The following is a 24654-nucleotide window of genomic DNA, read 5'->3' on the forward strand; positions in this document are numbered from 1 at the left end:
TTACCTTAAAACACCTTAAAACTAATTTTAACGAAATTAATCCATTAAAATATCTTTAATACCTAAATACTATTTAATTAATACAAATTATAAATTCTTAAATTTTTAAAATTAAAGTTAAACAAAAGTAAATAGAATAAATCTATTTAGCTACCATTACTTCGGTAGATTTAATAATAGCTTTTACTTCATCACCAATAGCTAATTCTAATTCTTCTGCAGATTCTCTGGTAATTGCTGCAGTGATTAAAGCTGGATCTTCTACTTTAATTTTAATGCTTGCCATTACAGCACCTAATTTTACACTTTCAACAGTTCCTTTAATACCGTTTCTTGCACTAATTTCCATTTTATCACCAATAAATAATTTTCTAATAAATGCCATTAAACTTATTTAGCTACCATTACTTCGGTAGATTTAATAATAGCTTTTACTTCGTCTCCTTCTTTTAAATCTAATTCTTCTGCAGATTCTCTGGTAATAACTGCAGTGATGACACCAGGTTCGGTTATTTCAATTTTGATACTTGCCATAACTTCACCTAATTTTACATCTTCGACTTTTCCGGTTAATCCGTTTCTTGCACTAATTTCCATAATAATACCTCGATATGAATTTGTTAATAAGTATGCAATTCGATAATTGCATATATTATAATTACCCTTAATATTATATAAATCTTACAGTTAATTGATATAAATGCTTATTTAATTTTACAATTTAATACATATCGAAAGAAAAATTATGATTTTATTCAATCGATAATAATGAAAGATAATAAAGAAAACCCCACCATTCTCATTAACTGAATAAAGATATAAAAAAATTTTTTAATTTTAAAACCAATTCAAAAATGAAAACAATATGAAAATGAGATTGAAAATTTCAAATAAAGGAAAATATTGATTGAAATTAAAAAATTTTAATTTAACTATCAAAAAAATGGGAATAAAAAGCTTAAACTAATCTAAATATTAGAAAACTTTATTAAATAAGTCTTTTAAAAATACCATTAGATAATTATTGAATATTTTAAGATTTAATAATCAAAAATGAAGAGAAAGAAAAAAATAGAGAATAAAAAACTAAATAAATATAATAATTTTTAAAAATTCAAGATAACTTAAGATGTGTTATTATGTCACGCCAAAAATTCATCAGAGACAGCATACATGGAAACTTGCCACTAACTGAATTCGAAGTTGAAGTATTGGATTATCCACAAGTTCAAAGATTAAGAAGGGTGAAACAATTGGGATTCATTTCATTGATCTATCCTGGAGCTAATCACTCTCGTTTTGAGCATTGCATTGGAACAATGCATCTTGCATCAAAGCTTGCTGAACAATTGGAATTGGATGAACATGACAAGGAATTGGTTAGAATGGCAGGATTGTTACACGATGCAGGACATGGGCCATTTTCACATGTTTCAGAAGCTGTTTTTGAAGTTCCACATGAGGAATTAACTGGATTTGTAGTTAGAAAAACAAGTTTGGCAGATAAGCTTTCCGAAAAATTTGACACACAGGAAATCGTTGACATAATAAACGGTAAAGGCAGATTAGGACCCATAATCTCTGGCGAATTGGATATGGATCGTATGGATTACCTCATTAGGGATTCACATTATACAGGTGTTGCTTATGGAGTAATCGATACTGAACGTATCATAAGCAATTTGAAGCTAAAGAGAGAATTGATAATAGACATCAAAGGTGTTCAAGCTGCAGAAGCTGCTTTAACAGCCCGTTATCTAATGTATCCAAGTGTTTATCAGCATCACACCACAAGAATCATCAACGCAATGTTTAGAAGATGCCTAAGGCATATGATAAGCCAAGACATTGTAAATCCTAATGAGATGTACAAATACGATGATGCAGATATGATAAGCATGTGCAGAAGCTCTGAAGGATTTTCAAGAGACATTATGGAAAGAATTGATAATAGACAGCTATTGAAGGTAGCTAAATCAGAACCCGTAAATGGATTTGAAAAGCCAGAACAAATATTTAAAATCGAAAAGGAAAAACTGGCAAAGGCTGAAGAGGAAATCAGTGAAGACTTCGGTTTGGACAGAAATTACGTTATTCTAAATGTATCTGAATACCCAAGCTTTGATGAAATGAAAACCTGGGTTTCCTTTGGGGAAAACCTATACCATCTGAATGAAATTTCAAGTATAGTAGGTGCATTAAGCAGTGCAAGGTTCAATTCAGCAGATATTGCACTTTATGTCCCTAAGGAAGATTTGGATAAAATAAACAGATTAAAGCTTGACAATTACATTGATTTGCCAGAAAGAGTGAATAAATTTGATACAATTCACTTTGAACAGTCAACATTGTTTTAAGTAAAATAATAAAGTAATTAAGAAATAAATCATAATTATATAATTTAAATATTGATTTAAAAGAAATAATGTTTTTAGAGAGGATAAGATGATAGTAATAGCTATTACAGGTGCAAGCGGAGTAGTTTACGGAGTGGAATTGCTAAAGGCACTAAAAAGACTTAATATAGAAACCGGACTAATGATCAGTGATTCAGCTAAAATAGTGATGAAATATGAATTGAATAATTGCAATTTGGAAGAGATTGAATCATTGGCAGACCACTATTTCGAAGCAAATGAAATTGATTCATCAATAAACAGCGGTTCATTTAAGTTCGATTCAATGGTAATCATCCCATGTTCCATGAAAACAGTATCTGCAATAGCTAATGGTTATGCATCCAACTCAATAAGCCGTGTGGCAGATGTTGCATTGAAAGAGCGCAGAAACCTTGTTTTAGTGCCAAGAGAAACTCCTTTAAGGGATGTTCACCTTGAAAATATGCTTAGAATCTCTAAAGAGGGAGGAATTATCCTACCTGCAATGCCTGCATTCTACCATGAACCTCAAGAAATCAAGGACATGACTGACTTTATTGTAGGTAAGGTTTTGGATGTTTTAAGAATAGACAATGAAATGTTCAAAAGATGGGAAAAACCATAATAATGGCATAATCTACTTAAATAATCTTTTTTGAGTTGTAAATATGATTAATGACTTTGATTTATTGACAACATGTGACATTTCAGGATTTATTAAAGAGGAAATCAGATCAATCCTAATCTATAAATCTGCTGTGAAGGATTCAGATATTGTTTTAGACATCAATTGTGGTGTTGGAGAGATTTCCTCAGAATTTTCCAATCTTGCCCAAAAGGTATATGCAATTGATGAAAGTCCACAAGCTATCACAATAAGCCAAAATAATATTGAAAAGCATGGAAATATCGATAATGTTGAAATGATAAATGAAGATGGATTATCTGCAATTGAAAAAATAGAGAATTTTGATATTGCTATCTTACATGCTAAAAATGACAAATACAATGAAATTATAGATATTATCCATGAAAAAATCAATTCCAAAGGTAGAATTCTTATTTTAACAAATATACTTGACATTGAAGTGAATGTAGTCAATAAATTGGATGAACTGAATTACAATCCACAAATCACACAAATAAACATTTCAAAAGGACAATTATTATATAAGGGAATAAAAATGGAAAGTCAAAACCCAATGACAATAATTTTTGCTAAAAAAAGATAATTGTAAAAAAATAGTTAAAAAATAGCTACTAAAAAGAAAAATGATAAAAATAGCTACTAAAAAAATTGATAAAAATAACATTAAAATATAATTATTATATTTCCAAATCCTTAAGATCTTCTTTTCTGTTAAAGTTTCTGAAGTCCTTTTCAAAGAGAACCTTATTGTCAACTTCTATAAAACAAGAATTTTTCAATCCTTTAATGAATGACTTAACATATAATTTATCTTCTTTTAAAAGCTCATTAATGTTTTCAACATTCTCTTTTTTATAAATGGAATGCAATGGCTCACTGTTTGCTATTTTCATATCAGCAGTCATTTCACTTGCATCATTAAAGTTAAATTCATCATTATCCTTGAACTTGTCCTTATTTGATTTTATGTGAAATGGTATGATTGCATCAACATCATTATTTGAATTTAAATTTTCTTCAAGCAAGGCAAACATTGCATCTATATTATCCTCACTTATAAAAGGAGAATCACAAGGCAATACAAGTGCATAATCTGTTTTTATATTCTTAAGCCCAGTCATGATTCCTGATATCGGGCCTTTTTCCTTAATCTCATCTTCAACAAATTCCAATGAATAATCAAAATTGCTTTCAATATCACCTTCACAATACTGATTAAGTAATGACTGATAATCAGCTATCCTTTGAGCATCATTTAAAACAATTACAGCATCATTTATTTTATAGTTTAATCTTTCAAGTATGTGTAAAATCATAGGTTTCTCTTGAATAATCATAGATCCCTTATCCTGACCCATTCTTCTACTCATTCCTCCTGATAAAACTATGCAAGAATACAATTTTTGACCATTCATGATAATCATCTAATAATACTTTGAAAAATATTCGATTAATTAATTTTTCTGGACAACAGTTAAAAAAATATTTCTAAATAATTATTTAATAATTAATATTTTTAAATATATTTATTTTTTAATGAAGGAATATATTATAAATTTTTAAATTAATTAATTTTTTATGAAGGAATATATTATAAATTTTTAAATTTATTAGTTTTTTAATGAAGGAATAGATTATAAATTTCTTAATATATTTATTTTTTTAATGAATAAATGGCTTAATAAAAACACTTTTTACCCTAAAATAGTTACAAAAATTTTAAAAGGAATTAATTTTAAAGTTTAATTTAGGTGAAATCATGATTAAAGTTACAAGCGATTCAAAATATATGGATCTTTTAAATGAATATCCCTTACTAAAAACTGATCTTGTTCGTTTAAATCCTAAATTTACTTTTTTAGTAACCCAAATGGGAAAAATATCATTATGGGAAGCTAATCTTGAAGAAGTTAGCCTACGTGCAGAAATGAATGTTGATGAAACAGTTAATCTCTTTCAGAATTTAATTGATTCCTATTAATAGCGATAAAATTAAAAAAGATAAAGAAATAAATTAAAAATCCATCTAAAAAAAGTAAAATAAAAAAAGATAATAAATAAAATAAAAATCCATCTAAAAAAAGAAAGAAAAATATGATAAGATATCATATTTTTATTCTTTTACATGAACGTCCGCTTCAGTATCGAATGGATTGGTACGGATAGCAAGAGAAATCATGTAAGGATAGTATTTCTTAAGGTATTTTAAATAATAAACCCATTCATAAACCAATTTAGAGTAAACTCTCTTCATGTCACCGTTTAAGTGATTGAAATCAGCATCCTTGATGTCAGAGAATTCACCTCTGCGGGAAAGCTCTTCATCCAAATGCAATAAAGCAAGCAAGAGTGAAGAGAATTCATCTTTCTCTAAAAGATTAGGGTTGTTGATGAGGTTTACTAAAAATTCCCTTTTTTCAACAAGAATTGAATGAATGTTTGTTAAGAACTCTTCCCTTTCTTCTGGGGAAATATCCGCTTTGAAATCGAGACCATTTTCTTTCAATTCCTTCATCTTATTATCGAAATCCTTTTCATCCCAGTTTCTGATATCCTTTAGGTTTTCTGTATTGATCTTGTTTTTATTGACTTTGCTGAGCTCAGCTAAAAGATCATTTCCAATTTCTGAGAAGAAAGTACCCATAAGCATATCTATTTTCTCTAAAATAGCTTCATGTTCCTTTTTGCCCATTATGCCTTCAAGCAGGAATGCAACAATCAATATGTCAATTGGAATGAAACCTATATGTTTCCAAAGATAAGCAATAATCTCTTCACCATCTCCAAAGATAAGATATCTGGCTAAAAAGATGAGAACAGCCAAGACAAACATGATTATTGCAAATCTGATTTTCCAACTTCTTTCGTTGTTATCTCTCATTATATAAACTCCAATAAAAATTATACAAATTAATAATCACTATAAGACTTTTTAATCAAATAAGCAAATAATTCTTAATTAATTTATATTAGTAGTTTATTCCTTTAATTTAATAAAGTATTCGTTTTAAGAGAAATAAATTAAATCCGTTAAGTAATTAATAGCCAGGGTCAAATTTAAAAACCTTCGCAGCTAATTTCATACCAGTATCCCTAACGAATGTATTGATTAATAAATAAGCCACTAACCATCTTAAAGGCCATAATATCAAACAGTTTTCCATTGAAATTCCATTTCCAGTTAAATAAAATGGAATTACACCAAAAATAATTGGCATGATAATGCTCATCATAAAACTAATCCAAAATGCAACAGGATTCCAAAGTCTTTTAATAAAATCTAACATAATATATCTCCTTATAGTAAATTTTTTTAAATATTTTATAAAACCTGTTAAAAATAGAATAAATAATTTTTTTTAAAATATTTTATCTACTATTTAAAGACTTTAAAAAGCAATTCAATTAGAATTGTAAAAAAAGAATTATTTAATTTGAAAAAATAAACAAATTAAAATAAAAATGATTTTTGAAAAAAATGAAAAATAGAATAATGATAAAATTATTCTAAAATCCATTAAATAATTCAAACTATTCAAAATTTGGGTAGTTTGGACTTTCGTTAGTGATCATCAATTCATGAGGATGTGATTCCTTAATACCACTTGCAGTGATTCTAACGAAACGAGCAACTTCCTTCATGGTTTGAATGTCACGAGCACCACAGTAGCCCATAGAAGACTTTAATCCTCCAACCAATTGGAAGACAACTTCAGCTACAGTTCCCTTATATGGAACTACACCTTCTACACCTTCAGCCACTAATTTTGAATGTTTCATATGGGTGCCTTTATCAACTTCTTGGAAGTATCTGTCAGCTCCACCACCAGATCCACCAGTCATAGCTCCAATGGAACCCATTCCACGGTAGGTTTTGTATTTTCTACCATTCATGGTCACAATGTCACCCGGAGCCTCCAAGGTTCCTGCAAGCAAGTTACCAAGCATTACAACATCTGCACCAGCACCAATAGCTTTTGCAATGTCACCAGAGTATCTAAGACCTCCATCAGCAATGACAGGAACTCCAGCTTCGCTAGCAATATCTGCCACTTCTGCAATAGCTGTTACTTGAGGTACACCGATACCTGCTACAATACGGGTAGTACAAATGGAACCTGGACCAATACCTACCTTAAGACCATCTGCACCATGAGCAATCAAGTCTTCTGCAGCTTCACGGGTTGCAATGTTACCCATACATAAGTCTGCATCGATATTGTCCTTGATGGTTTCTGCAAATTTAACTACATTCATGTTATGAGCATGAGCACAGTCAATTGAAATGATGTCTGCTCCAGCCTCATCCAATGCCATAGCCCTGTCCAAATCGAAAGGACCACAAGCTGCTGCAACTAAGTATTTTCCTTTTTTATCAACTGCAGCGTTAGGATGTTGATCTTGATTTAAAATGTCTTTAATGGTAAGAATACCTACCAAATCACCATCTTCACTTACAACAGGCAATCTTTCAACCTTGTTTTCATAAGCAATATCCAATGCCTCTTCAGAAGAGATATTCTCTTTAATTGTAACAACTTCAGAGGTCATTATGTCTTTAACTAATTTTTTAGAATCTGATTTTAAGAAAGGTCTTACATCCCTTTTTGAGATAATTCCTACAATCTTCTCATTTTCTATAACAGGAAGACCGCTAACAGATTCATTTTCCATAATGTCTTGGACAGTTTCAATGGAAGATTCAGGGCTGATGGTCACTACATCACGTACTGTAATGTCTTCAGCACTTTTAACTTTCTTAACCTCTTCCACTTGTGCCTCTTGAGTGATGTTACGGTGAATTACACCAATTCCTCCTTCTTGAGCAAGTGCAATAGCCAAATTAGCTTCAGTTACTGTATCCATTGCAGCACTCATAATAGGTATATTTAATTGGATGTCTTTTGTTAAGTTTACTTTAGTCACCACATCTTTTGCTTCAATCCAGGAAGCGTTAGGAACTAATAAAAAATCATCATAAGTGTAACCAGGTTTTGCATTATATATCTTATCTGAAAATTGCAATTTTTTTCCTCCTAAAAATTGTAAAAAAATAAAATTATAATTAAAAATTCATGAAAATGATTTAAAAAAAATTATCCTAATTTAAGAAAATTAAGATAATTATAAGCATCAATTAAGAAATATTTGAAATTATTCTTCAAATGATTTGACCAATTCTTTTAATTCAGCTACAGCAGTGCGGTCAATGTGACCAGTGTTTCTGTCTCCACCTACACATGCAGCTCCTCTAACACCAACTACATCACAACCAATATCATATAATGGTTTTAATTGACCTTTTTTAACAGACCCTGCTAAAGCAACTTTTAAACCATAACTGTGAGCTTCTTCTGTGAATTTTTTACAATCATCAATATCCAAATAATCAAATAAGGTGTGTCCATCCTTAACAGCAGTATCTAACATAGCCAAATCTGCTCCAGCATCTCTTGCCACTTTAGGAATATCCCATGGACTTACAGCTCCAACTCTATGAGCATCAGCATAACCGGAAGCAACAACAATAGCATTAGGATCAGTGTCTTTTACGGTTTTGACTACATTTTCCATTACTTCTAAAGCTTCTTCATAGTTACTTGGACCGTATAATCCTACTTTAATGTAATCTGCACCAGAAACTAATGCACCCATAGCAGCTAAAGAAACGGTTCCAGGCTTGTATGGAACATCCCCTAAAGTTGCACTTACAAGCATGTCGCTAGGAGTAAGTTCTCTGATATCCTTAATTACCCAAGGGAAATTAGCACCAAGGGACCCTTCTTTAGGATTTTTTACATCAACTATGTCTGCTCCACCTTCAATGGATTCAATAGCTTCATCATGATTTATAGGACTAATTAATAAAAGCAAATATATTCCTCCAAACTATATATTTTTACAATATTCTTCATAATATCTATCAATTATAATTTTAATAATTTAATTTATAATTCTAATAAGTTTATTTATAATTTAAAATTTTATAAAATATCCATTTAAGAATTATTTGCATGAAGCAAACCCTTAATAAGTTTAATATTCTATAAATATTTTAGATTATCTATAATTATATAAATAATAATATAAATACTTTTAATTTTTTTAGAAATTTTTTTAGAAAAAAATAGTTATCAGAGTAAAAGTAAAATAGTGGGCAATTGAAAAATAAAAAAAAGAAAAAGGAGTTAGAAATAACTCCAAATAAAAAGATAATTTAATTTTTCCTAACTTTAACTAAAAATAAAGTCAATAGAGACAATATAACTAAGATTAATGGATTTCCTGTTTTTTTAGAAGAAATATTAATATGGCTACTGATTTTTTTGACTGATGAACTTAAAGATTTATTTTTTGAATGAGGATCATTTTCCAATTCATCCCTAGAATTGTTTCCTCCATCGTCAGGGAAGTTATAATCATCCAAAGGATAATCATCATCAAAATCATCTTGAGGATCATCAGAATCATTATTTTGTCCATCATCAGGATCATCATTTAATGGAACAACTTCAATCCTTGATGAATCGAAATTATTTGATTCATTTATATCTTTTGTTGAAGAATTTGCAGTAGCATTATTTAATACAATCCCCTCTTCTAAAGTTTTAGTGGAAATGATTAAAAATGCAGACTCATTATTTTCCAAATCTCCAACTTTCCAAGTTAAATCAATATTTCCATTTTCATCAGTGACATTCACCACTTCTCCTTTACTGGATTCATGAATCACATATTCCAATCCTTCAGGGATATTGTTAAAGACATTAACATCACTTGCATTGTCCGGACCAATGTTAGTTACATTAATTATCCAATTAACAGTTTCACCAACAGCTGTTGGATCCTTATCTGGAATGATTGTAATCAATAAATCACATAAAGATGAAACAGTTACTGAATCACAATCGAAATTATTAGATTCATCAGGGTCATAAGTTTCTGCAGTGACATTAGTCGGTAAGATTATCTCTTTATTTGATGAATTGACTTTAGTGGAAATTACAAAGCTAATTTCTTCACCAACTGATAAACTTGGAATATCCAATTTTAGACTTGATTGATTAAAATCAGGATTGGAACAGTTTAAATAAATCAAATCATCCTCTAATTCACCAAATGAAACTATTAACTTGCTTGCATCATCAGGACCATCATTTCTAATGGTCACTGTCCAATTGAGAATATCGCCATAATCCACTAGATCTTGTGAAGCCTCAATATCAATAGTCAAATCTGCACTTAAGACTTTAATAGTCTTATTTTTAAAGTTATTGGATAAATTTGAATCCTCTTCAATAGAAGATACATTTACTGGAAAATCAATTAAACCAGTTTGATTGGTTAATGCATTAATAATCAAGGTTTGATTTTCTCCAATGCACAAATTGCCAATAAGCCAAATTCCATCTTCAGGGTCATAAGTTCCGATTGAAGGAGTTGCAGATAAGTATACTAATCCTTCAGGAAGAACAGCACTTAAATTTACCCCACTTGCATTATTTGGACCATTATTACAGACTTTAATAGTGTACTTTACAGTTTTATTGAAATCAATGTTTACTCTGCTGGATCCAATATTTACTGATAAGTCAACTATTGGAATAATTTCAAACTGATTATCCTCATCAATTCCCTTATAGTAATCATCTTCAAAATGCTTTGCATAAATCAGATATTTTCCTGGTTCAAGGGGTTGATTGAAATAATCACTTAGATTAAGATAAATATCTCCTAAAATACCTGTTTTTAAAGTTTTGTTAAATATTATATCCTCTGAAATATCATTGGGACCATTGATACTAATATCCATATCGCTCCTATTGCTAGAAGAGTCATTATTTTGAGAGTCTTTATAAATAATTATATTAACTATTTGATTATCTTCCCTATCATCCTGATACAATAAGCTGCCATTATAGCTGTTTTGAGCACCAATTACTGGGTGAATCTCATCTTCAGAAGTGGTTTTCTTGCCTTTGGAGGATATATAACTTACATTATAGAAATATATTTCATCCATTGAAGCAGCATTATATATTGAATTAGCAATATTATTGCCTCCCACTAATGTGAAGTTAATAATTATATCACTTTCATTAAAATAGCTGACAGAAGGATTTACATTTGATTCCAAAGAATAAGACCATGCTTGATTCTTATCAAAACTAGTATTTGATAAAGTCATATCCAATCCATCAGTGTAAATTGCAGATCCATTTCGTGCTGTATTGAAGTTAAATATTGAAGAGTCAATGGTATTCTCATCGCCTTTAATATAAATGGCACCACCTAAACCACTATCAAGTTCATTAGGATTAGGAATTGCATTATTATTTAAAAAATTAGATGATATTACTTTAGCATTTGACCCATCAATGAAAATAGCTCCACCTTTTTGACTGACATCATTGTGACTAAAATTACTTAATATTAAATTAGCATCAGGTCCTTCGATATACAGGCCTGCACCTGACACTCCAACATTATTTTCAAAAATGCTATCATAGACATATGTGTTTATGCCCTCAATGTATACAGAACCATTTTTTATCATATGATTTGTAAAATTTGAACTGAATAGATTAGCATTAGCCCCTAATACATAAACTGCTGCACCAAAATCAGCAAAATTTTTTTCAAAACTGGAATTCAAGATTGATGCATCAGACCCATTAATGAATATTCCTGCTCCAAAATTTTTTGCAGAATTGGAATTAAATGTGGAGTTTATTATTAAAGCATTATTTCCTACTATGAAAATAGCTCCACCGTCACTTTCATTCGCTTTATTGCCTTCAAATATGGAATTTGTTACCTTTACATTATGTCCTTTAATTTGAATAGCTCCACCCATAGGAGCAGAGTTATTGATAAAGACACAACCAGTAATATTTACACTAATATCATCCGCTAAAAAGCCAGTGCTTATTGCACCTCCGTACTCTCCAGCAGTATTATTGATAAAAATACAATTTATCAATTCACCGTCACTATGAAGAGTGGTGGCACCACCAACCTTATTGCAGTAATTATTTATAAAAGTAGAATTAATTACTTTAATTCCAGGACGGAAACATAAAGCTCCAGCATGTGTATCATTGGCATTGGTTATTACAGTATTATTGGCGAAAGTACAATTAACAATATAACCTACATTAGTACCATTAATTTTTTCACCTATCTGCAGAGCAGCTCCATGCCCTTGAAGACCAGTATTATCAATTATTGTATTATTAAAGAAATTAGAATTTTTAACAGTTACATTTTTTGCTAAAAGGATAACAGAACTGGATACATCTGAATTAGAAAAAGAAAAATTGCTATTTTCAAGATAAAAGTTTTCTGAACCAATTTCAACAATCAAATGTTTGAAATTATTTCTGAAATTACAATTGGACACTGAAGAATCATTTCCTAAAAAATCCACAGCAATAGAAATACCATTAATGAAATTACAATTTAATAAATGGACATTACTAGATTTAATTTTTAGAATTCTTGATAATTTTTTTGCATCTAAAGTTGCCATATTATCCATAGAACCTCCATTTATAGTTATGGCTTTGTTTATGGTAATTGGAGTGCCATTACCAATAAATGTTTTTCCATCTAAATTAATAACTGAAGATTCAGGGGAATTGTCAATTAAATTTTGTAAATCACTGAAAGTATATGAATTTGCCTTTAAAGGATTAGCATTTAAAGAATTACTATAAACACTAGAATTTTTATTTCCACCATTTGAATTAATATAATCAAGACTAGATTTAAGAGATTTCTCATCTGAATTAATAGAATTTAAATCTGACTCATCCAAATTTAAATTAGATAATTCATTCATAGAATCTACACAATCCTTATCTTCATTATTATATTCAATAGAACCTCTATTCTGATTTAAACTTGTTAAAGAAGATTCAGACTGTGATTTTTCTACAGCTGAATTATTGTTAGATTCCAAAATGGATTCTGAAATGGAATCAGATATAGAATCCACATTTAAATCAGCTGCACTTACTGTTGAAAATGTTAAAAAAACACAGAGAATCATACAAATTAAATAAATTGATTTAATTTTCACTGTCATAACACCTCATAAATTTTGAAGAAAAAATGATTAAGAGAACTAATCTTAATGAATATTTTTCTTCAAAAATATGTTTGAAGTAATCATTTATAAATTAAACAGTTTTTTGGTCTTTAAAATTGATTTAAGCCCATAATCTTGTTTTAATATTGAAATAAAATTAAAATTACAGATTAATTTACTAAATAATTATTATTTTATATTTAAATTGAAATTTATTAAATTAAATTAATTTTTTATTATATTTTTATTTAAAAAAGAAAAAGATTTATAAAAAATAAAAAATTTAAAAAAAGATAAAAAAATTAGTAAAAAAGATAAAATTACTGAAAAAAGATTAGTTAAAAAAATCAGTGAAAAGAGTTAAGAAAGGGAGAAAAAATAAAAAAATTAATAAGGAGATCCCTTTTCTTTAATGTTATCCCTAATTTTTTTATGTTGCTCTCTAGAAAGTCCATCTTTTTGAGTTGAATTTCTTAAATCCTCAATAATCTTATTTGTAGGAGTTAAAACTGGACAATTTTCAGTGCACATACCACATAATGTACACATATACAAACCAGAATCGACAGATCCCTTGTTATCCTTAAGGTATTTGCTCAATGCAACACCACGGCCACCTAAATAGCTGTGATAACCGAATTCATTACCTACAACATTATAGACAGGGCAATTGACAACGCAATTTCCACAGCCAATGCACCAAAGACATTCCTTAATGGCTTCCTTTCTGCCGTTATCCAGTAAAATGACTGCTACTTTTTCAGCACCATACATGTTTTTTAGAAGCTTTTTCTCAATATCTGCAGTTTTGGAAGGGCCTGCTACAATATTTATATATGAAGTCAAGGGTTTTCCAGTTGCAAATGCTGTTTCAAGCTTACCTATTGAAACGCAATCCTCAAGCAATGGAACCAATTTATCGATTCCTGCAACAATGATATGAAGCTTTTTGTTTTGAACCAAACTGATGTTTCCTTCATTGTGAACCATTAAAACAGCCCCGTCTTCAGCAGCAATTGAATTGGTACCGCTGAGCCCTATGGAAGATTTCTCTAGAAGGCTTAAAACATCCTCCCTAACCGCTTCCATAATTGGCCTTGGTTCTGCAGGCAAATCCAAATTCATAGACTCATTGACAATCTTTGCAATGTCATAAACAGTCAAATGGGAAGCAGGGCCAGTAGGATGAACTGGACTGTTATCATCTTTTTTCAATTGCAGAATACGGTCTCCCAAATCAGTTTCGACAATTGTCATGCCTTCATCTTCTAAAAATTGAGTTGCATCAATTTCACGTAGAGTATTGGACTTTGATTTGGCAATATAAACCTCATTTTTATCAATATTGCTATTTTCAATTTCCTCATTTATTAAATCAAGCAATATCTTTCTTGCCTCTTCATCATCACTTGCATAAAAGCAATCAATATCATTTTCCTTTAAGCTCTTCATTGCAATAGCTAATAGCTCTTCATTATTGTCTATTGCATCCTTTCTAATATCTATGACCCTTTTTTGGAGAGCTTGGATCTTTGGAGATTTCACAAGGGGCTCTATCCTGTCCTTTAAGTTATTGAATACCTTTCTCATTGATTCAATTTCCTCATCCTTCATTGGATTTCCCCCTCTTTGGAATCAGAACGACTTGTGATTTCATTATCATCGATTGAATTCAAATGCTCTAAAACAAATTCAGACAAGTCTAAAATTTCTAAATCATCAGAATTTTGACTTAAATTCAATTTGCAGAATGGACATGCACTAACCAATAAATCTGCATCAGTATCCTTTGCCTCTTGAATTCTCAAATCAGCGATTGAATTGGATAATTCACCATAAGCGGATTTCACTCCTCCTCCAGAGCCGCAGCATCTTGCCTTTTCCCTATTGTTTTCCATTTCAACTAAATTGGAAATGGAATTGATTACATTGCGGGGAGCTTCATATTCTCCAGCATGCCTGCCTAAATGGCATGAATCATGATAGGTGACCTTCAAGTCTTTATTGACTTTAAGATTGATTTTATTTTCATTAATCAATTGCTCCAATAATTGAGAAATATGAATTACATTTAAGTCAACACCAAGGTAATTCTTGTAATCTTCCTTTAATGTCTTATAGCAACCTGCACATGAAGTTAGAATGGTTTTTCCTTCCAAATCCTCTAAATTTCCTTTCATCTGCTCGATTGCATCATCTACAAAACCAGTTCTCAAGAGTACAGATCCACAACATTTTTCATCTTCTAAGGTCTCATAATTGATTTTTGCTATTTTTAATATTCTTTCAGTGGCCTTGCTTATGGAATTCAATTTTTCACGTGCTGTGCATCCTCTAAAATATAATAACATAATATAACCTTACTTAAATCACAATATGACAAATTCTTTTAATGAATGAAAAAATTTAAAAAAATTATTCGTCTTCATTATCTTAGTTATTTGAAAAATGAATAAATAATTAAAAAATTATTCGTCTTCATTATCAATATCTTCTAATTTTATTTCATTTCTAATGGCTAAATCCCTAACTAGCTCAGTTGTATTCCTATTTAACTCATCAACTTTAACATATAGTCTAAAAATTGCATAAACTAGAAGTGCATATCCTAAAACAAGCAATAAATCTAATCCTCTACCAAAACCAAAGAATCCTGCAAGAGGATCACTTAATTTAGGAGCAAAAGCAAAGAAATTAACCAATATACAGACTAAAATCCACAGTACAAATGTAGCAGGAGTGATTTTCTTAACTCTTAATCTCCTATAGAAGAATATAATGACTATTATAGTTGCAATGATTAATAAAATTTGATATGTACGAAATGGACCTATAATAATAACACTTCCTTTAATTATCCTAAAAGACTTACTTTAATTATATCCTAAATAAATCAATAATCATTTTAGTTAAAATTCTTAAGCCAACTATTGCATCGGTCCCCTTGTTTTGGGTTTCGGGAGTATATATTGTAGTAATTGTAACTTCAGTTAATCTTAAATTCTTATCGCTTATTTCCTTAATGAATTCGGATGATACCCCATATCCTCTTGAAACGATATTTATCACATCAGCTGCATGGGCTGTAAATGCTCTAAGGCCAGATTGTGAATCCTTAACTTTTCTTCCATAAAATAGGAGAGTTAAAGCGTTCATGATATAATTTGCAAAGCTTTTACTGAGTGGCATGTCTTCAAATGGCCTTGCACCAATCACAACATCAGCTTCCCCATCAGCTAAAGGATTGCATACCTTTGGAATATCCTTTATTTCATGCTGTCCATCAGCATCAAATGTTACAATGTATTTAGCGCCCTTTTCAAGTGCAAGAACCATTCCAGTTTTCAATGCAGCCCCCAACCCTCTGTTGATTACATGAGAGACTACAAATATCTGATGAGGATATTTCCTTTTTGATTCAATAGCCAAATCAAGGGTTTTATCTCTAGAACCATCATTTACTAGAATCACATTATATCCTTCAGCTGCAATCCCTTCAATAATTTGAGAAACTGTTTTCTCTTCATTGAATGCTGGAACAACTAAATAAACATCTTTAGTGATTTCTGAATTTACATCTGACATACTATCTTAATTTCAATATTCTTTATAAACTTAAAATTAAATCTTAAATTAAAATATTACATTAAATTAAAATTATAAAGGACCTGCGTCCTCTTTACCTTCTCTCATTCCTTTTCCTGCTTCTTTTCTCATTTGTTTAGGATGGAACATCATCTTGATAAGATTCTGAGCATGTTCACGAGCCCTATTGTCTGCTAATTTTTTGAGTTCCTTAGGGTCTTCCTCTTCATCTTCATGAACAAACACTTCCAAAATATGAGTGTTGGTCATGAGTTGAGCACGAATCAATCCTGTTGATGCCTCATGAGCACACATCTTATCCTTTTCCATAGGACCAGGCATTCCCAATGCCATTACAATTTCACAGTCTTCCTCTTCAATTAGCTTTTTACTTGCTACTGGAAGATCTTTAACACCTGGAACAGTAACGCGAATAATCTTTAAGTCTGAAGCGTTTTTCTTTAATTCATCAATAGCTGCAGCACCCATATCATAACGAGCAAAAGTAGTATCTGCAATTCCTATTCTCATTTTACTCACCAAATAAACATTATTTTAAAAAGTATTTTATTATTCCAATAAAACTATCTTAATAATTAATCTTAATATTTTAATACATTATAGAATATGTTTTTAATTATATATAAAGTAAATTAATTATGAAAATTTCTTAATAAAATTTAATAAATTGTTTAAATTCTATTTTGAATTGAATTGATTTTGCCTAAGATATGATTATCCTTAGTCAAATCATATAGGATTCTATAGAAATACAAAGCCCCTCTATAATATTTCCTATTTTCCAAATCAGCACAAATAATCCTTAAAGTGTCTAAAATAAACGGATTAACTCCCACTTGAATCTTTTTAGATTCAATGATATTTTCTGCATCCTTTCTATCAATTTCAGTATTGATTCCTCTGGATTTCAAATATTCCAGCTCTCTGAATGCCTGCCTATTGAAATCAAAGTTTAGGCTGAAATCATAGAAGACAGCTGCAATATCCAATTGATTTTCCTCAACATAGAAGAAACCGAAATTTCTATATGCTCTTGCAATATCTTCATTCTTGTATGCAAACTTTAATGCATCCACATTGTATAGGAAAAACCTATTGTAGGTTCGTGTCTTTGATTTGTAAATGTCTGCAAGGGAAAGAATGGTTTTTGAAGAGACTGGATTGATTCTTAATGCCTTAAGAAGATATTCCTCTGCCTTTGCAAAATCATCATTTTCCAATAGCAATGTCCCATAAATGTAATACAAGTCAAATAATGGTTCATTGAATGGAATATATGCCAATTCCTTCTCTAAGCCTATGTATTGATAAAATAGGATTTCTTCAAGAGGATTTAAAAAGCTATGATACTCCTTTTGAACAGAAATTTCTTCATCATTTGCCTTATTCATCTTATTGATTTTTACATCTTTGCGCCAATTAACTCTATTGCTCTTTTTCTGATTGAGATTATATGACTTAGGACTTCTGGACAATTTGTTTAACTCATATCTCATATATTGAATTTCAGTGATTGACCTATTTGATTTGAAATCGCTTTCCTTATGAATTTCCTCATTTTCATACTTATCCCCAAAATGACTCATGAAATTGTCTAATTTTTCCAAAGCGGTTTTCTTATCACGATTTTCAATAAGTGGAATGACTTCATCAAGAATCCTTGATACATTTGTCTTCTTGGATTCCTCATTATTCTCTTCATGATAAAAGTCTAAAGATTGCCAAATCAATCCTGAAATCTCTTTAATGATCTCGTATGCGGATTCATGATTTTTATAATAATCCAATTGGGATACCAAATAATCCCTATCCAAATCTGGATTTCCGCTTAAATTCCTCTTAATTTGGTTAATAATCTCTTTAGTCATTTAAATCATCACAAAGAAACAGTAAAGTTTTCTACTAATTTTTTTATTGATAATCCTATTTAAATGATATTATAAGATGAAAAAAAAGAAAAAATGAATGTGCACAATTTCACATAAAATAAAAATTAAAAAATAAAAATAAATGGATAAAAATTATCAAAAAATAGCAAATAGTAAAAATTAGTATTGGAAAATAAATTCAATTATTCCAATAAATCCAGGAACTTTTTACGTGCCTGACCAATAGTTAAGGGATAATCTCCACCGAAATCAATATTATCCTCTTTTTCTAAGATTTCAGCAAGATGCGCCATTCTTGGAAGACGTAAATCTGCAGCTCTGATTGTTTCTACATCAGAAAAGACATCATTAGGTTTTCCCTCAGCAATGATTTCCCCATCACTTATCAAATGAATCTCACTGGAATAGACAGGAACCAAATCCACATCATGAGTGGAGATGACAATAGTCATTCCTTCCTTATTCAATTCATACAATAATTTAAGAATATGTGAAGCTCCTTTCGGATCCAAACCGGAGGTAGGTTCATCGAGAATCATCAGTTCTGGTTTCATAGCCAAAATACCTGCAATAGCTACCCTTTTCTTTTGTCCACCGCTTAAGTGGTGAGGGGATTTCTTTTCAAATCCGGCCATTCCAACCTTTTCAAGGGAATCCTTAACCATTTGTTCAACCTCTTCAATTGGAAGTCCTAAATTCATTGGCCCAAAAGCCACATCCTCTTCTACAGTTGGAGCAAACAATTGATTATCAGGGTTTTGAAATACGATTCCTATCTTTTGACGGGCTTTAAAAAGGCTTTCCTTATCATATTCCAACTTCTCACCATCGATAAAAACTTCACCGGATTTTGGAATATGAATACCATTGAAATGTAAGAATAGAGTTGATTTTCCTGCTCCATTTCTTCCTAAAAGAGCTACCATTTCTCCTTTATTAACCTTAAAATTAATGTTGTTCAATGCCCTTGTCCCATCCGGATATTCATAAACTATATTTCTTGCCTCTAAAATACTAAAACCTCCAACTGATTATTTATTATATAAATAAGAGTATATAAATGTTTAAAAAGTAATAAAAAACCCTATAAAATCTTAAAAAAAGTAATACTTTTAAATAAATCAGATTTGAAAAAATATCAAGCATGTAATAAAAAATAGATAAAATAGAAAAAGAAAATGAAAAATATGTTTTGAAAATCAGTCTAATTGATTCTTGATGATATAATCTAAAAGCAATTTCATGGAAAGCCATTCATCATTATTCAATTGATTTTCCAAAATTGAATTGGAAGCTTTTAAAACTGTTTTCTTGCTTAACAAGCCATATCTATACTGATCTAAAAGATGAATGATAAGTGAAACATATGAAACCAATTCTGGATTTTTAGAAATGCCGATTAATGAAAGAATGAATTCCCTTTTATCATTTTCATCTTCCATTCTCACATGTTTTGGCAAATAATTATTATAAAAATCATCTAAATTGTATTGGAACCTATCCAATCTAACCAATGCATTCAATTGATAAGTTGGAGTCAACCATTGCAATTTTGCCAAAGCATCCTTGATTGAATCAATAACCACTTTTCCAATAAGCTCCCCTATTTTAGCATGTTTGCTTACATTATCAGTGAAGTTTTCACTTTCCAGATTTGAGAAAATAGCTATTCCATCAGTTCCTGTGCCTGTAGCTATCTCATTTGAATAGTTGCTTGATACCATTAAATCCCTAAGGGCAACTGCTTTTGCCTCTACAGCAATCATTTCTGCCAATAAAAGGGAGCTTTCATCAAGTTTTGTATTGATTAAAAGGATTGTATTGATAGTTCCAGGCTTATTGGGATTTTGATTATTGTCAGAATCTTCATCTAAATCATAACGATAATCTGCATTGATTTCATAATATGAAGCGAGATCTCCTGCTGAAACTGCATTTACTCTAGCACCTGCAGTAGTTATTGCAATAACTTCAATATCTCGGTATCTTTCACAAGCTATTGAATAGCTATTCATGTCTGCAGAGGTAATAAGACCGCTTAACTTATCGCTCCTTAAATCCAAATCATTGCAAAAATCAGAGGATAAGTCCTTTAGGAAATCCAATATTCCTCCATCAACATACTTATCAATGTTTTCCTGAGACAATTGATGATTGAAAACAGCAGATAAATCCTCATTGTAACCTCCATTTAACCAAGAAGTGATTATCCCATTTCTTTCAGGGCCAAATTTAACAAGCACAGTGTCTGAATTCTTTAGTATTTCATCACCATCACTTGTTTTCATGATCAATTCAAATTCCTGATTTTTATCATCAATTGACATAAAATTCCTCTAAAAATAGTTAAAAAACAAATAATAAATTTAAATGATTTTTTTATTTTTCTAAATAATAATTTATTAAAAATAGTATTTAAATATATAAAAAAATTAAAAATATGAAAATTAAAAAATTAGATAAAATGAAAATAAAAATATAAAAAGAAAATTAAAAAAAATAAAATAAAAAAATAAAAAAACTTATGAATATTACTCCAAACTAGAGGAAAAAGTTTTGGTCCAGGTTTTGCAGGCCGAAGGCCTGGAAAAGCTGGGTCTAAACAGCATCAGAACCTCTTTCACCAGTTCTGATCCTAATCACTTCAGCCACATCAGAAACAAAGATCTTACCGTCTCCAACTTCACCAGTGCGAGCACTTTCAACAATTACATCCAAAATGCGTTCCAAGTCCTCATCATTGACAACGAGCTCTAGACGTGTTTTAGGAATTAAATCAATGCAGTAACTGGAACCTCTATAGGATTCCCTGATACCCATTTGCCTTCCTCTTCCTTTAACCTCTGAAACATTCATTCCTTCACATCCCGCGTCAATCAGTGCTTTTTTAACGCTTTCAAACTTTTCCTGACGAATAACTGCGATTATCCTTTTCATAAATATCACTCCACTTTAAGCAAATTCTACAATCTGTATCCTGATTCATTGTGTAAGTTTGCATCAAGCCCTTCAATTTCAGCTTTTTCGTCGACTCTAATGCCAATTGTCTTGTCAAGGATTTTTGCAAGAATTATGCTGATTACAAATGCATAAGCCGCTGTTGCAATAATACTGATGATTTGTATTGTAACTTGGCCAGGATTTCCGAATAATAACCCTGCTGCTCCATTGATTGCAGGTGAAGCAAAGATACCAGTAGCTATTGCTCCCCATGCACCAGAGAGACCGTGGACTCCGAATACATCCAATGTATCGTCGTAACCGAATTTTGCTTTTAAGTAGTAGATTCCGAAGTAAGATACAAATGCAGTAATAAAACCTATTATGATTGCTGCTGGAACATCTACAAATCCTGCTGCAGGAGTAATTGCTACAAGACCTGCAACACCACCGGTAATTGCACCTAACATAGTAGGTTTGCCGACTTTAACCATATCAATCAATACCCAAGTGATGAGTGCAGTAGCTGCAGCGATATTTGAAACTAAGATAGCTGAAGCTGCAAGACCGTTTGCTGCAAGAGCAGATCCACCATTGAATCCCATCCATCCAAACCATAGGAATCCTGCACCTAAAACTGAATATCCTAAGTTATGAGGTAGCAATGAAGGATTTTTCCTTTTTCCAAGTACAAGTGCTAATGCAAGAGCAGTTACCCCTGAGTTAATGTGTACAACTGTACCACCTGCAAAGTCTAATGCTCCCATTTGCATTAACCATCCTCCACCCCATACCCAGTGGGCAATAGGGATATATACTATAGTCACCCATGCAATGATGAATAACATCCAAGCAGAGGTTTTCATCCTTCCGACAATAGCACCGGAAATAAGTGCTGCAGTAAGTCCTGCAAAGGTTAACTGGAATACAATAAACAATATTGTAGGAATGGATCCAGTTAAATCATTAACACCAATGCCAGTCATAAAGAAATGTGCTGGCTCAGCAATTAAACCGCTAATGCTTACATCTCCAAAAGCAAATGGATATCCATAAGCAACCCATATTATACTTGCTATAGCAAAAGCTATAAAAGTTAAAAACATTGTATTTAAAACATTTTTCCTTTTTGTTAAACCACTATAAAAGAAAGCTACTCCAGGAATACTCATTAAAAGAACTAAAATGGTAGCTATGAGAATCCATGCAGTATCTCCTGTACTTAACATAACCATATTATCATTTACTCATAAATCAATTAATAATAAAAATTTAAGGAAATAAATAATTTTAAAATAATTTTTTTAATAAAGTAATTTAATAAAGAACTTTAATAAAGAACTTTAATAAAGAACCTTAATAAGAATTTCAGCTATTTTTTTGATTATAAACTAATTAAGAAATTTGATGTTTTAGACTAATTTTAGATTAAATTTAAGGATTATATTAATTTTAATTAGTTTTTAGTTTGAATAATAATCATGAACTCATTCGTTCCAAATGAAAATTATTTATTTCCTATCGGAAGACGGCTTCCGACTTCCGACATAATACTATATGTTTTTCAAGTATATAAATATTTCCCATAAAAAATAGATAAAGCAAAATAAGGAAAATAAACTAAATAAATGAAAGGATTAACAAGGATAAATGATTTTAATGCTTTAAGTTAAACGAATTAAGGAATAAAGGAAAAATAAGTAAATAAAAAATAATTTTACCATAATATATAAATACTAAATAATTGTAAAATTAGTAATGTGTATTAATTTAAAAATATGCTATTAAATTAACTATTATGTTTATGAATAATATTAAAATTTTGAAGAGGTGAGAATTTGAAAGTTGATCGAAAAGCTAAATTCTGCATATTTTTTGTTATTGCAATCCTTGCCTTGGGATTGAGTAATTTTGCAGCTGCATTTACAGGAGGTTTTGTCAGCACATCATTGCCTGGAATCAATGATACTGATAAAATGATTGCCTTGGATGACGATAATTTTTCTCCAGCAAGTATAAATGCGGTTTATGAACAAAAAAAAGTTGTAGAAGAAGTCAATGAAACAGATAATTCAACTGATTCAAATTCCACTATAGAAGATAATACTGATGATGGTTCCAATAGAAACAACAATCAAAACAGTGACTCAAATTCAAACAACAATGAAAATGGTGGAGGAGACAATTCACATTCAAAACCAAGTTCCGGTCAAACAGATACTGGTGATGATGAATAATCTCCATAAATCTTTTTTTATTAAATTTATTTACTTCTTTATTCTCTTTTTTAAACATTTAATGCAAAATTACTCGTTTATAGAGAATATAATGAAATATTTATAATCAAAAAATAAAATTTAAAACTTTAAAACTAATAAAAATAACTAATAAAAAATAACTAATAAAAAATAACTAATAAAAAATAACTAACAAAAAATAACTAATAAAAAATAACTAATAAAAAATAACTAATAAAAACTGTAAACAAAAGTTATGTATAAAGGTGAAACAATGAAAGAAAACAAAGAATTTGCTTTAAAGGTAAAAAGCATTAGAGAAAGACAACATATGAGCATTGAAGAGCTTGCAGAAAAAAGTGATGTGAAATTAGAAGTTCTTCAAGCTATGGAAAATGGTGAAATCATTCCTTCCCTCACTCCGCTTACTAAAATGGCAAAGGCACTTGGAGTTAGAGTTGGAACTTTCCTTGATGACACCCCACAGATTGGACCTGTTGTAGTAAGAGGCGGAAAACCAAACAATGTATTATACTTCTCCGGAAGAGAAGATGTGACAAATGCAAGTAACTTAGAATTCCACTCTTTAGGTGCAGGTAAAATCGACAGAAACATCGATCCATATATAATTGACATTACCTATGAAGAAGATTACAAATTATCTTCCCACGAAGGAGAAGAGTTCATTTATGTATTAGAAGGAGAAATTGAAGTGGAATATGGTAAAGATAAATTTACTGTAGCTGCAGGAGACAGCATATTCTATGATTCAGTTGTACCTCATCATTTACACTCCAGCGGTGACAAAGCTAAAATATTAGCTGTTTTATACACTCCTTATTAAATAAATTAGAATTTGAAT

At 30.4% G+C, this 24654-nt stretch carries 24 protein-coding genes; 6 read left to right on the forward strand and 18 right to left on the reverse strand.

Annotation, left to right across the window (positions count from 1 at the left end):
- Nucleotides 1-142 precede the first annotated feature (142 nt).
- Both QZU90_RS01820 and QZU90_RS01825 read right to left on the reverse strand, forming a co-directional pair.
- Entirely contained in the window at nucleotides 143-349 is a 207-nt protein-coding gene (locus tag QZU90_RS01820; RefSeq protein ID WP_295607148.1) for a molybdopterin-binding protein, read from the reverse strand.
- 41 nt (nucleotides 350-390) lie between these two features.
- Nucleotides 391-597, reverse strand: a complete 207-nt coding sequence (locus QZU90_RS01825; RefSeq protein WP_295607146.1) for a molybdopterin-binding protein — start codon at nucleotides 595-597, stop codon at nucleotides 391-393.
- Nucleotides 598-1136: 539 nt separating this feature from the next.
- Between QZU90_RS01825 and QZU90_RS01830 the strand changes: the two genes are divergently transcribed.
- The 3 genes from QZU90_RS01830 to QZU90_RS01840 all read left to right on the forward strand — a co-directional run bounded on the left by QZU90_RS01830 (nucleotide 1137) and on the right by QZU90_RS01840 (nucleotide 3610).
- Entirely contained in the window at nucleotides 1137-2357 is a 1221-nt protein-coding gene (locus tag QZU90_RS01830; protein WP_295607187.1) for an HD domain-containing protein, read from the forward strand.
- Nucleotides 2358-2445: 88 nt separating this feature from the next.
- Nucleotides 2446-3003 (forward strand): UbiX family flavin prenyltransferase, encoded by a 558-nt coding sequence (locus tag QZU90_RS01835; protein ID WP_296855192.1) that lies wholly within the window; start codon nucleotides 2446-2448, stop codon nucleotides 3001-3003.
- Between the two features lie 43 nt (nucleotides 3004-3046).
- Nucleotides 3047-3610 (forward strand): methyltransferase domain-containing protein, encoded by a 564-nt coding sequence (locus QZU90_RS01840; protein ID WP_295607142.1) that lies wholly within the window; start codon nucleotides 3047-3049, stop codon nucleotides 3608-3610.
- A gap of 94 nt (nucleotides 3611-3704) precedes the next feature.
- On the opposite strand, the gene QZU90_RS01845 is transcribed toward QZU90_RS01840, so the two are convergent.
- The gene (locus QZU90_RS01845; protein ID WP_296855195.1) at nucleotides 3705-4442 is read right to left on the reverse strand and encodes a molybdenum cofactor guanylyltransferase; all 738 of its coding nucleotides are present in this window, start codon (nucleotides 4440-4442) and stop codon (nucleotides 3705-3707) included.
- A gap of 344 nt (nucleotides 4443-4786) precedes the next feature.
- On the opposite strand from QZU90_RS01845, the gene QZU90_RS01850 reads away from it, so the two are divergent.
- On the forward strand, nucleotides 4787-5008 hold the full coding sequence (locus QZU90_RS01850; protein WP_295607137.1) for a hypothetical protein: 222 nt from the start codon (nucleotides 4787-4789) through the stop codon (nucleotides 5006-5008).
- Nucleotides 5009-5140: 132 nt separating this feature from the next.
- Here the strand turns inward: QZU90_RS01850 and QZU90_RS01855 are convergent, their stop codons facing one another.
- From QZU90_RS01855 to QZU90_RS01925, 15 genes are all read right to left on the reverse strand, one after another.
- A complete protein-coding gene (locus tag QZU90_RS01855; RefSeq protein ID WP_295607135.1) occupies nucleotides 5141-5908 on the reverse strand; it encodes a hypothetical protein in 768 nt (255 codons plus the stop codon).
- A gap of 157 nt (nucleotides 5909-6065) precedes the next feature.
- Nucleotides 6066-6314, reverse strand: coding sequence for a hypothetical protein (locus QZU90_RS01860; protein ID WP_295607133.1), 249 nt, complete (start codon nucleotides 6312-6314; stop codon nucleotides 6066-6068).
- Between the two features lie 244 nt (nucleotides 6315-6558).
- A complete protein-coding gene (gene guaB, locus QZU90_RS01865) occupies nucleotides 6559-8052 on the reverse strand; it encodes an IMP dehydrogenase (protein WP_295607131.1) in 1494 nt (497 codons plus the stop codon).
- 129 nt (nucleotides 8053-8181) lie between these two features.
- Entirely contained in the window at nucleotides 8182-8901 is a 720-nt protein-coding gene (locus QZU90_RS01870; RefSeq protein WP_295607129.1) for a (5-formylfuran-3-yl)methyl phosphate synthase, read from the reverse strand.
- 343 nt (nucleotides 8902-9244) lie between these two features.
- On the reverse strand, nucleotides 9245-13117 hold the full coding sequence (locus QZU90_RS01875) for a hypothetical protein (RefSeq protein ID WP_296855198.1): 3873 nt from the start codon (nucleotides 13115-13117) through the stop codon (nucleotides 9245-9247).
- Between the two features lie 390 nt (nucleotides 13118-13507).
- Nucleotides 13508-14734, reverse strand: a complete 1227-nt coding sequence (locus tag QZU90_RS01880) for an LUD domain-containing protein (protein ID WP_296855200.1) — start codon at nucleotides 14732-14734, stop codon at nucleotides 13508-13510.
- Complete coding sequence (locus tag QZU90_RS01885; RefSeq protein ID WP_295607123.1) at nucleotides 14731-15471, reverse strand: (Fe-S)-binding protein; 741 nt, start codon at nucleotides 15469-15471, stop codon at nucleotides 14731-14733. The genes QZU90_RS01880 and QZU90_RS01885 overlap by 4 nt, the downstream gene beginning before the upstream one ends.
- A gap of 117 nt (nucleotides 15472-15588) precedes the next feature.
- The gene (locus QZU90_RS01890) at nucleotides 15589-15978 is read right to left on the reverse strand and encodes a DUF2304 family protein (protein WP_363142475.1); all 390 of its coding nucleotides are present in this window, start codon (nucleotides 15976-15978) and stop codon (nucleotides 15589-15591) included.
- 19 nt (nucleotides 15979-15997) lie between these two features.
- Nucleotides 15998-16705 (reverse strand): glycosyltransferase family 2 protein, encoded by a 708-nt coding sequence (locus tag QZU90_RS01895; RefSeq protein ID WP_295607120.1) that lies wholly within the window; start codon nucleotides 16703-16705, stop codon nucleotides 15998-16000.
- A 72-nt stretch (nucleotides 16706-16777) separates the two neighbouring features.
- A complete protein-coding gene (gene ribC, locus QZU90_RS01900) occupies nucleotides 16778-17236 on the reverse strand; it encodes a riboflavin synthase (RefSeq protein ID WP_292788836.1) in 459 nt (152 codons plus the stop codon).
- 161 nt (nucleotides 17237-17397) lie between these two features.
- Nucleotides 17398-18594 carry a type IV pilus biogenesis/stability protein PilW gene (locus tag QZU90_RS01905; RefSeq protein ID WP_296855202.1) on the reverse strand — a complete coding sequence of 399 codons (1197 nt, stop codon included), beginning with the start codon at nucleotides 18592-18594 and terminating at the stop codon, nucleotides 17398-17400.
- 203 nt (nucleotides 18595-18797) lie between these two features.
- Complete coding sequence (locus QZU90_RS01910; protein ID WP_296855324.1) at nucleotides 18798-19628, reverse strand: ATP-binding cassette domain-containing protein; 831 nt, start codon at nucleotides 19626-19628, stop codon at nucleotides 18798-18800.
- A gap of 186 nt (nucleotides 19629-19814) precedes the next feature.
- Nucleotides 19815-20942 (reverse strand): adenosylcobinamide amidohydrolase, encoded by a 1128-nt coding sequence (locus QZU90_RS01915; protein WP_296855204.1) that lies wholly within the window; start codon nucleotides 20940-20942, stop codon nucleotides 19815-19817.
- Nucleotides 20943-21213: 271 nt separating this feature from the next.
- Entirely contained in the window at nucleotides 21214-21552 is a 339-nt protein-coding gene (locus QZU90_RS01920) for a P-II family nitrogen regulator (protein WP_295607111.1), read from the reverse strand.
- A 26-nt stretch (nucleotides 21553-21578) separates the two neighbouring features.
- Nucleotides 21579-22790: an ammonium transporter gene (locus QZU90_RS01925; RefSeq protein ID WP_296855207.1), complete on the reverse strand. Its 1212-nt coding sequence runs from the start codon at nucleotides 22788-22790 to the stop codon at nucleotides 21579-21581.
- Nucleotides 22791-23393: 603 nt separating this feature from the next.
- Between QZU90_RS01925 and QZU90_RS01930 the strand changes: the two genes are divergently transcribed.
- Together QZU90_RS01930 and QZU90_RS01935 are read left to right on the forward strand one after the other, a co-directional pair.
- On the forward strand, nucleotides 23394-23792 hold the full coding sequence (locus QZU90_RS01930) for a hypothetical protein (RefSeq protein WP_295607106.1): 399 nt from the start codon (nucleotides 23394-23396) through the stop codon (nucleotides 23790-23792).
- Between the two features lie 274 nt (nucleotides 23793-24066).
- Complete coding sequence (locus tag QZU90_RS01935; protein WP_295607103.1) at nucleotides 24067-24636, forward strand: helix-turn-helix domain-containing protein; 570 nt, start codon at nucleotides 24067-24069, stop codon at nucleotides 24634-24636.
- The last annotated feature ends 18 nt before the right edge of the window (nucleotides 24637-24654 follow it).

The sequence above is a fragment of the uncultured Methanobrevibacter sp. genome (assembly GCF_902784195.1).
Classification (GTDB): domain Archaea; phylum Methanobacteriota; class Methanobacteria; order Methanobacteriales; family Methanobacteriaceae; genus Methanobrevibacter.

Bases quoted from the DNA above. Each gene is read 5' to 3' on its own strand.
- QZU90_RS01820 (WP_295607148.1), bottom strand. From the start codon at position 349: ATGGAAATTAGTGCAAGAAACGGTATTAAAGGAACTGTTGAAAGTGTA.
- QZU90_RS01825 (WP_295607146.1), bottom strand. From the start codon at position 597: ATGGAAATTAGTGCAAGAAACGGATTAACCGGAAAAGTCGAAGATGTA.
- QZU90_RS01835 (WP_296855192.1), top strand. From the start codon at position 2,446: ATGATAGTAATAGCTATTACAGGTGCAAGCGGAGTAGTTTACGGAGTG.
- QZU90_RS01840 (WP_295607142.1), top strand. From the start codon at position 3,047: ATGATTAATGACTTTGATTTATTGACAACATGTGACATTTCAGGATTT.
- QZU90_RS01845 (WP_296855195.1), bottom strand. From the start codon at position 4,442: ATGAATGGTCAAAAATTGTATTCTTGCATAGTTTTATCAGGAGGAATG.
- QZU90_RS01850 (WP_295607137.1), top strand. From the start codon at position 4,787: ATGATTAAAGTTACAAGCGATTCAAAATATATGGATCTTTTAAATGAA.
- QZU90_RS01855 (WP_295607135.1), bottom strand. From the start codon at position 5,908: ATGAGAGATAACAACGAAAGAAGTTGGAAAATCAGATTTGCAATAATC.
- QZU90_RS01860 (WP_295607133.1), bottom strand. From the start codon at position 6,314: ATGTTAGATTTTATTAAAAGACTTTGGAATCCTGTTGCATTTTGGATT.
- QZU90_RS01875 (WP_296855198.1), bottom strand. From the start codon at position 13,117: ATGACAGTGAAAATTAAATCAATTTATTTAATTTGTATGATTCTCTGT.
- QZU90_RS01880 (WP_296855200.1), bottom strand. From the start codon at position 14,734: ATGAAGGATGAGGAAATTGAATCAATGAGAAAGGTATTCAATAACTTA.
- QZU90_RS01885 (WP_295607123.1), bottom strand. From the start codon at position 15,471: ATGTTATTATATTTTAGAGGATGCACAGCACGTGAAAAATTGAATTCC.
- QZU90_RS01895 (WP_295607120.1), bottom strand. From the start codon at position 16,705: ATGTCAGATGTAAATTCAGAAATCACTAAAGATGTTTATTTAGTTGTT.
- ribC (WP_292788836.1), bottom strand. From the start codon at position 17,236: ATGAGAATAGGAATTGCAGATACTACTTTTGCTCGTTATGATATGGGT.
- QZU90_RS01905 (WP_296855202.1), bottom strand. From the start codon at position 18,594: ATGACTAAAGAGATTATTAACCAAATTAAGAGGAATTTAAGCGGAAAT.
- QZU90_RS01915 (WP_296855204.1), bottom strand. From the start codon at position 20,942: ATGTCAATTGATGATAAAAATCAGGAATTTGAATTGATCATGAAAACA.
- QZU90_RS01920 (WP_295607111.1), bottom strand. From the start codon at position 21,552: ATGAAAAGGATAATCGCAGTTATTCGTCAGGAAAAGTTTGAAAGCGTT.
- QZU90_RS01925 (WP_296855207.1), bottom strand. From the start codon at position 22,790: ATGGTTATGTTAAGTACAGGAGATACTGCATGGATTCTCATAGCTACC.
- QZU90_RS01935 (WP_295607103.1), top strand. From the start codon at position 24,067: ATGAAAGAAAACAAAGAATTTGCTTTAAAGGTAAAAAGCATTAGAGAA.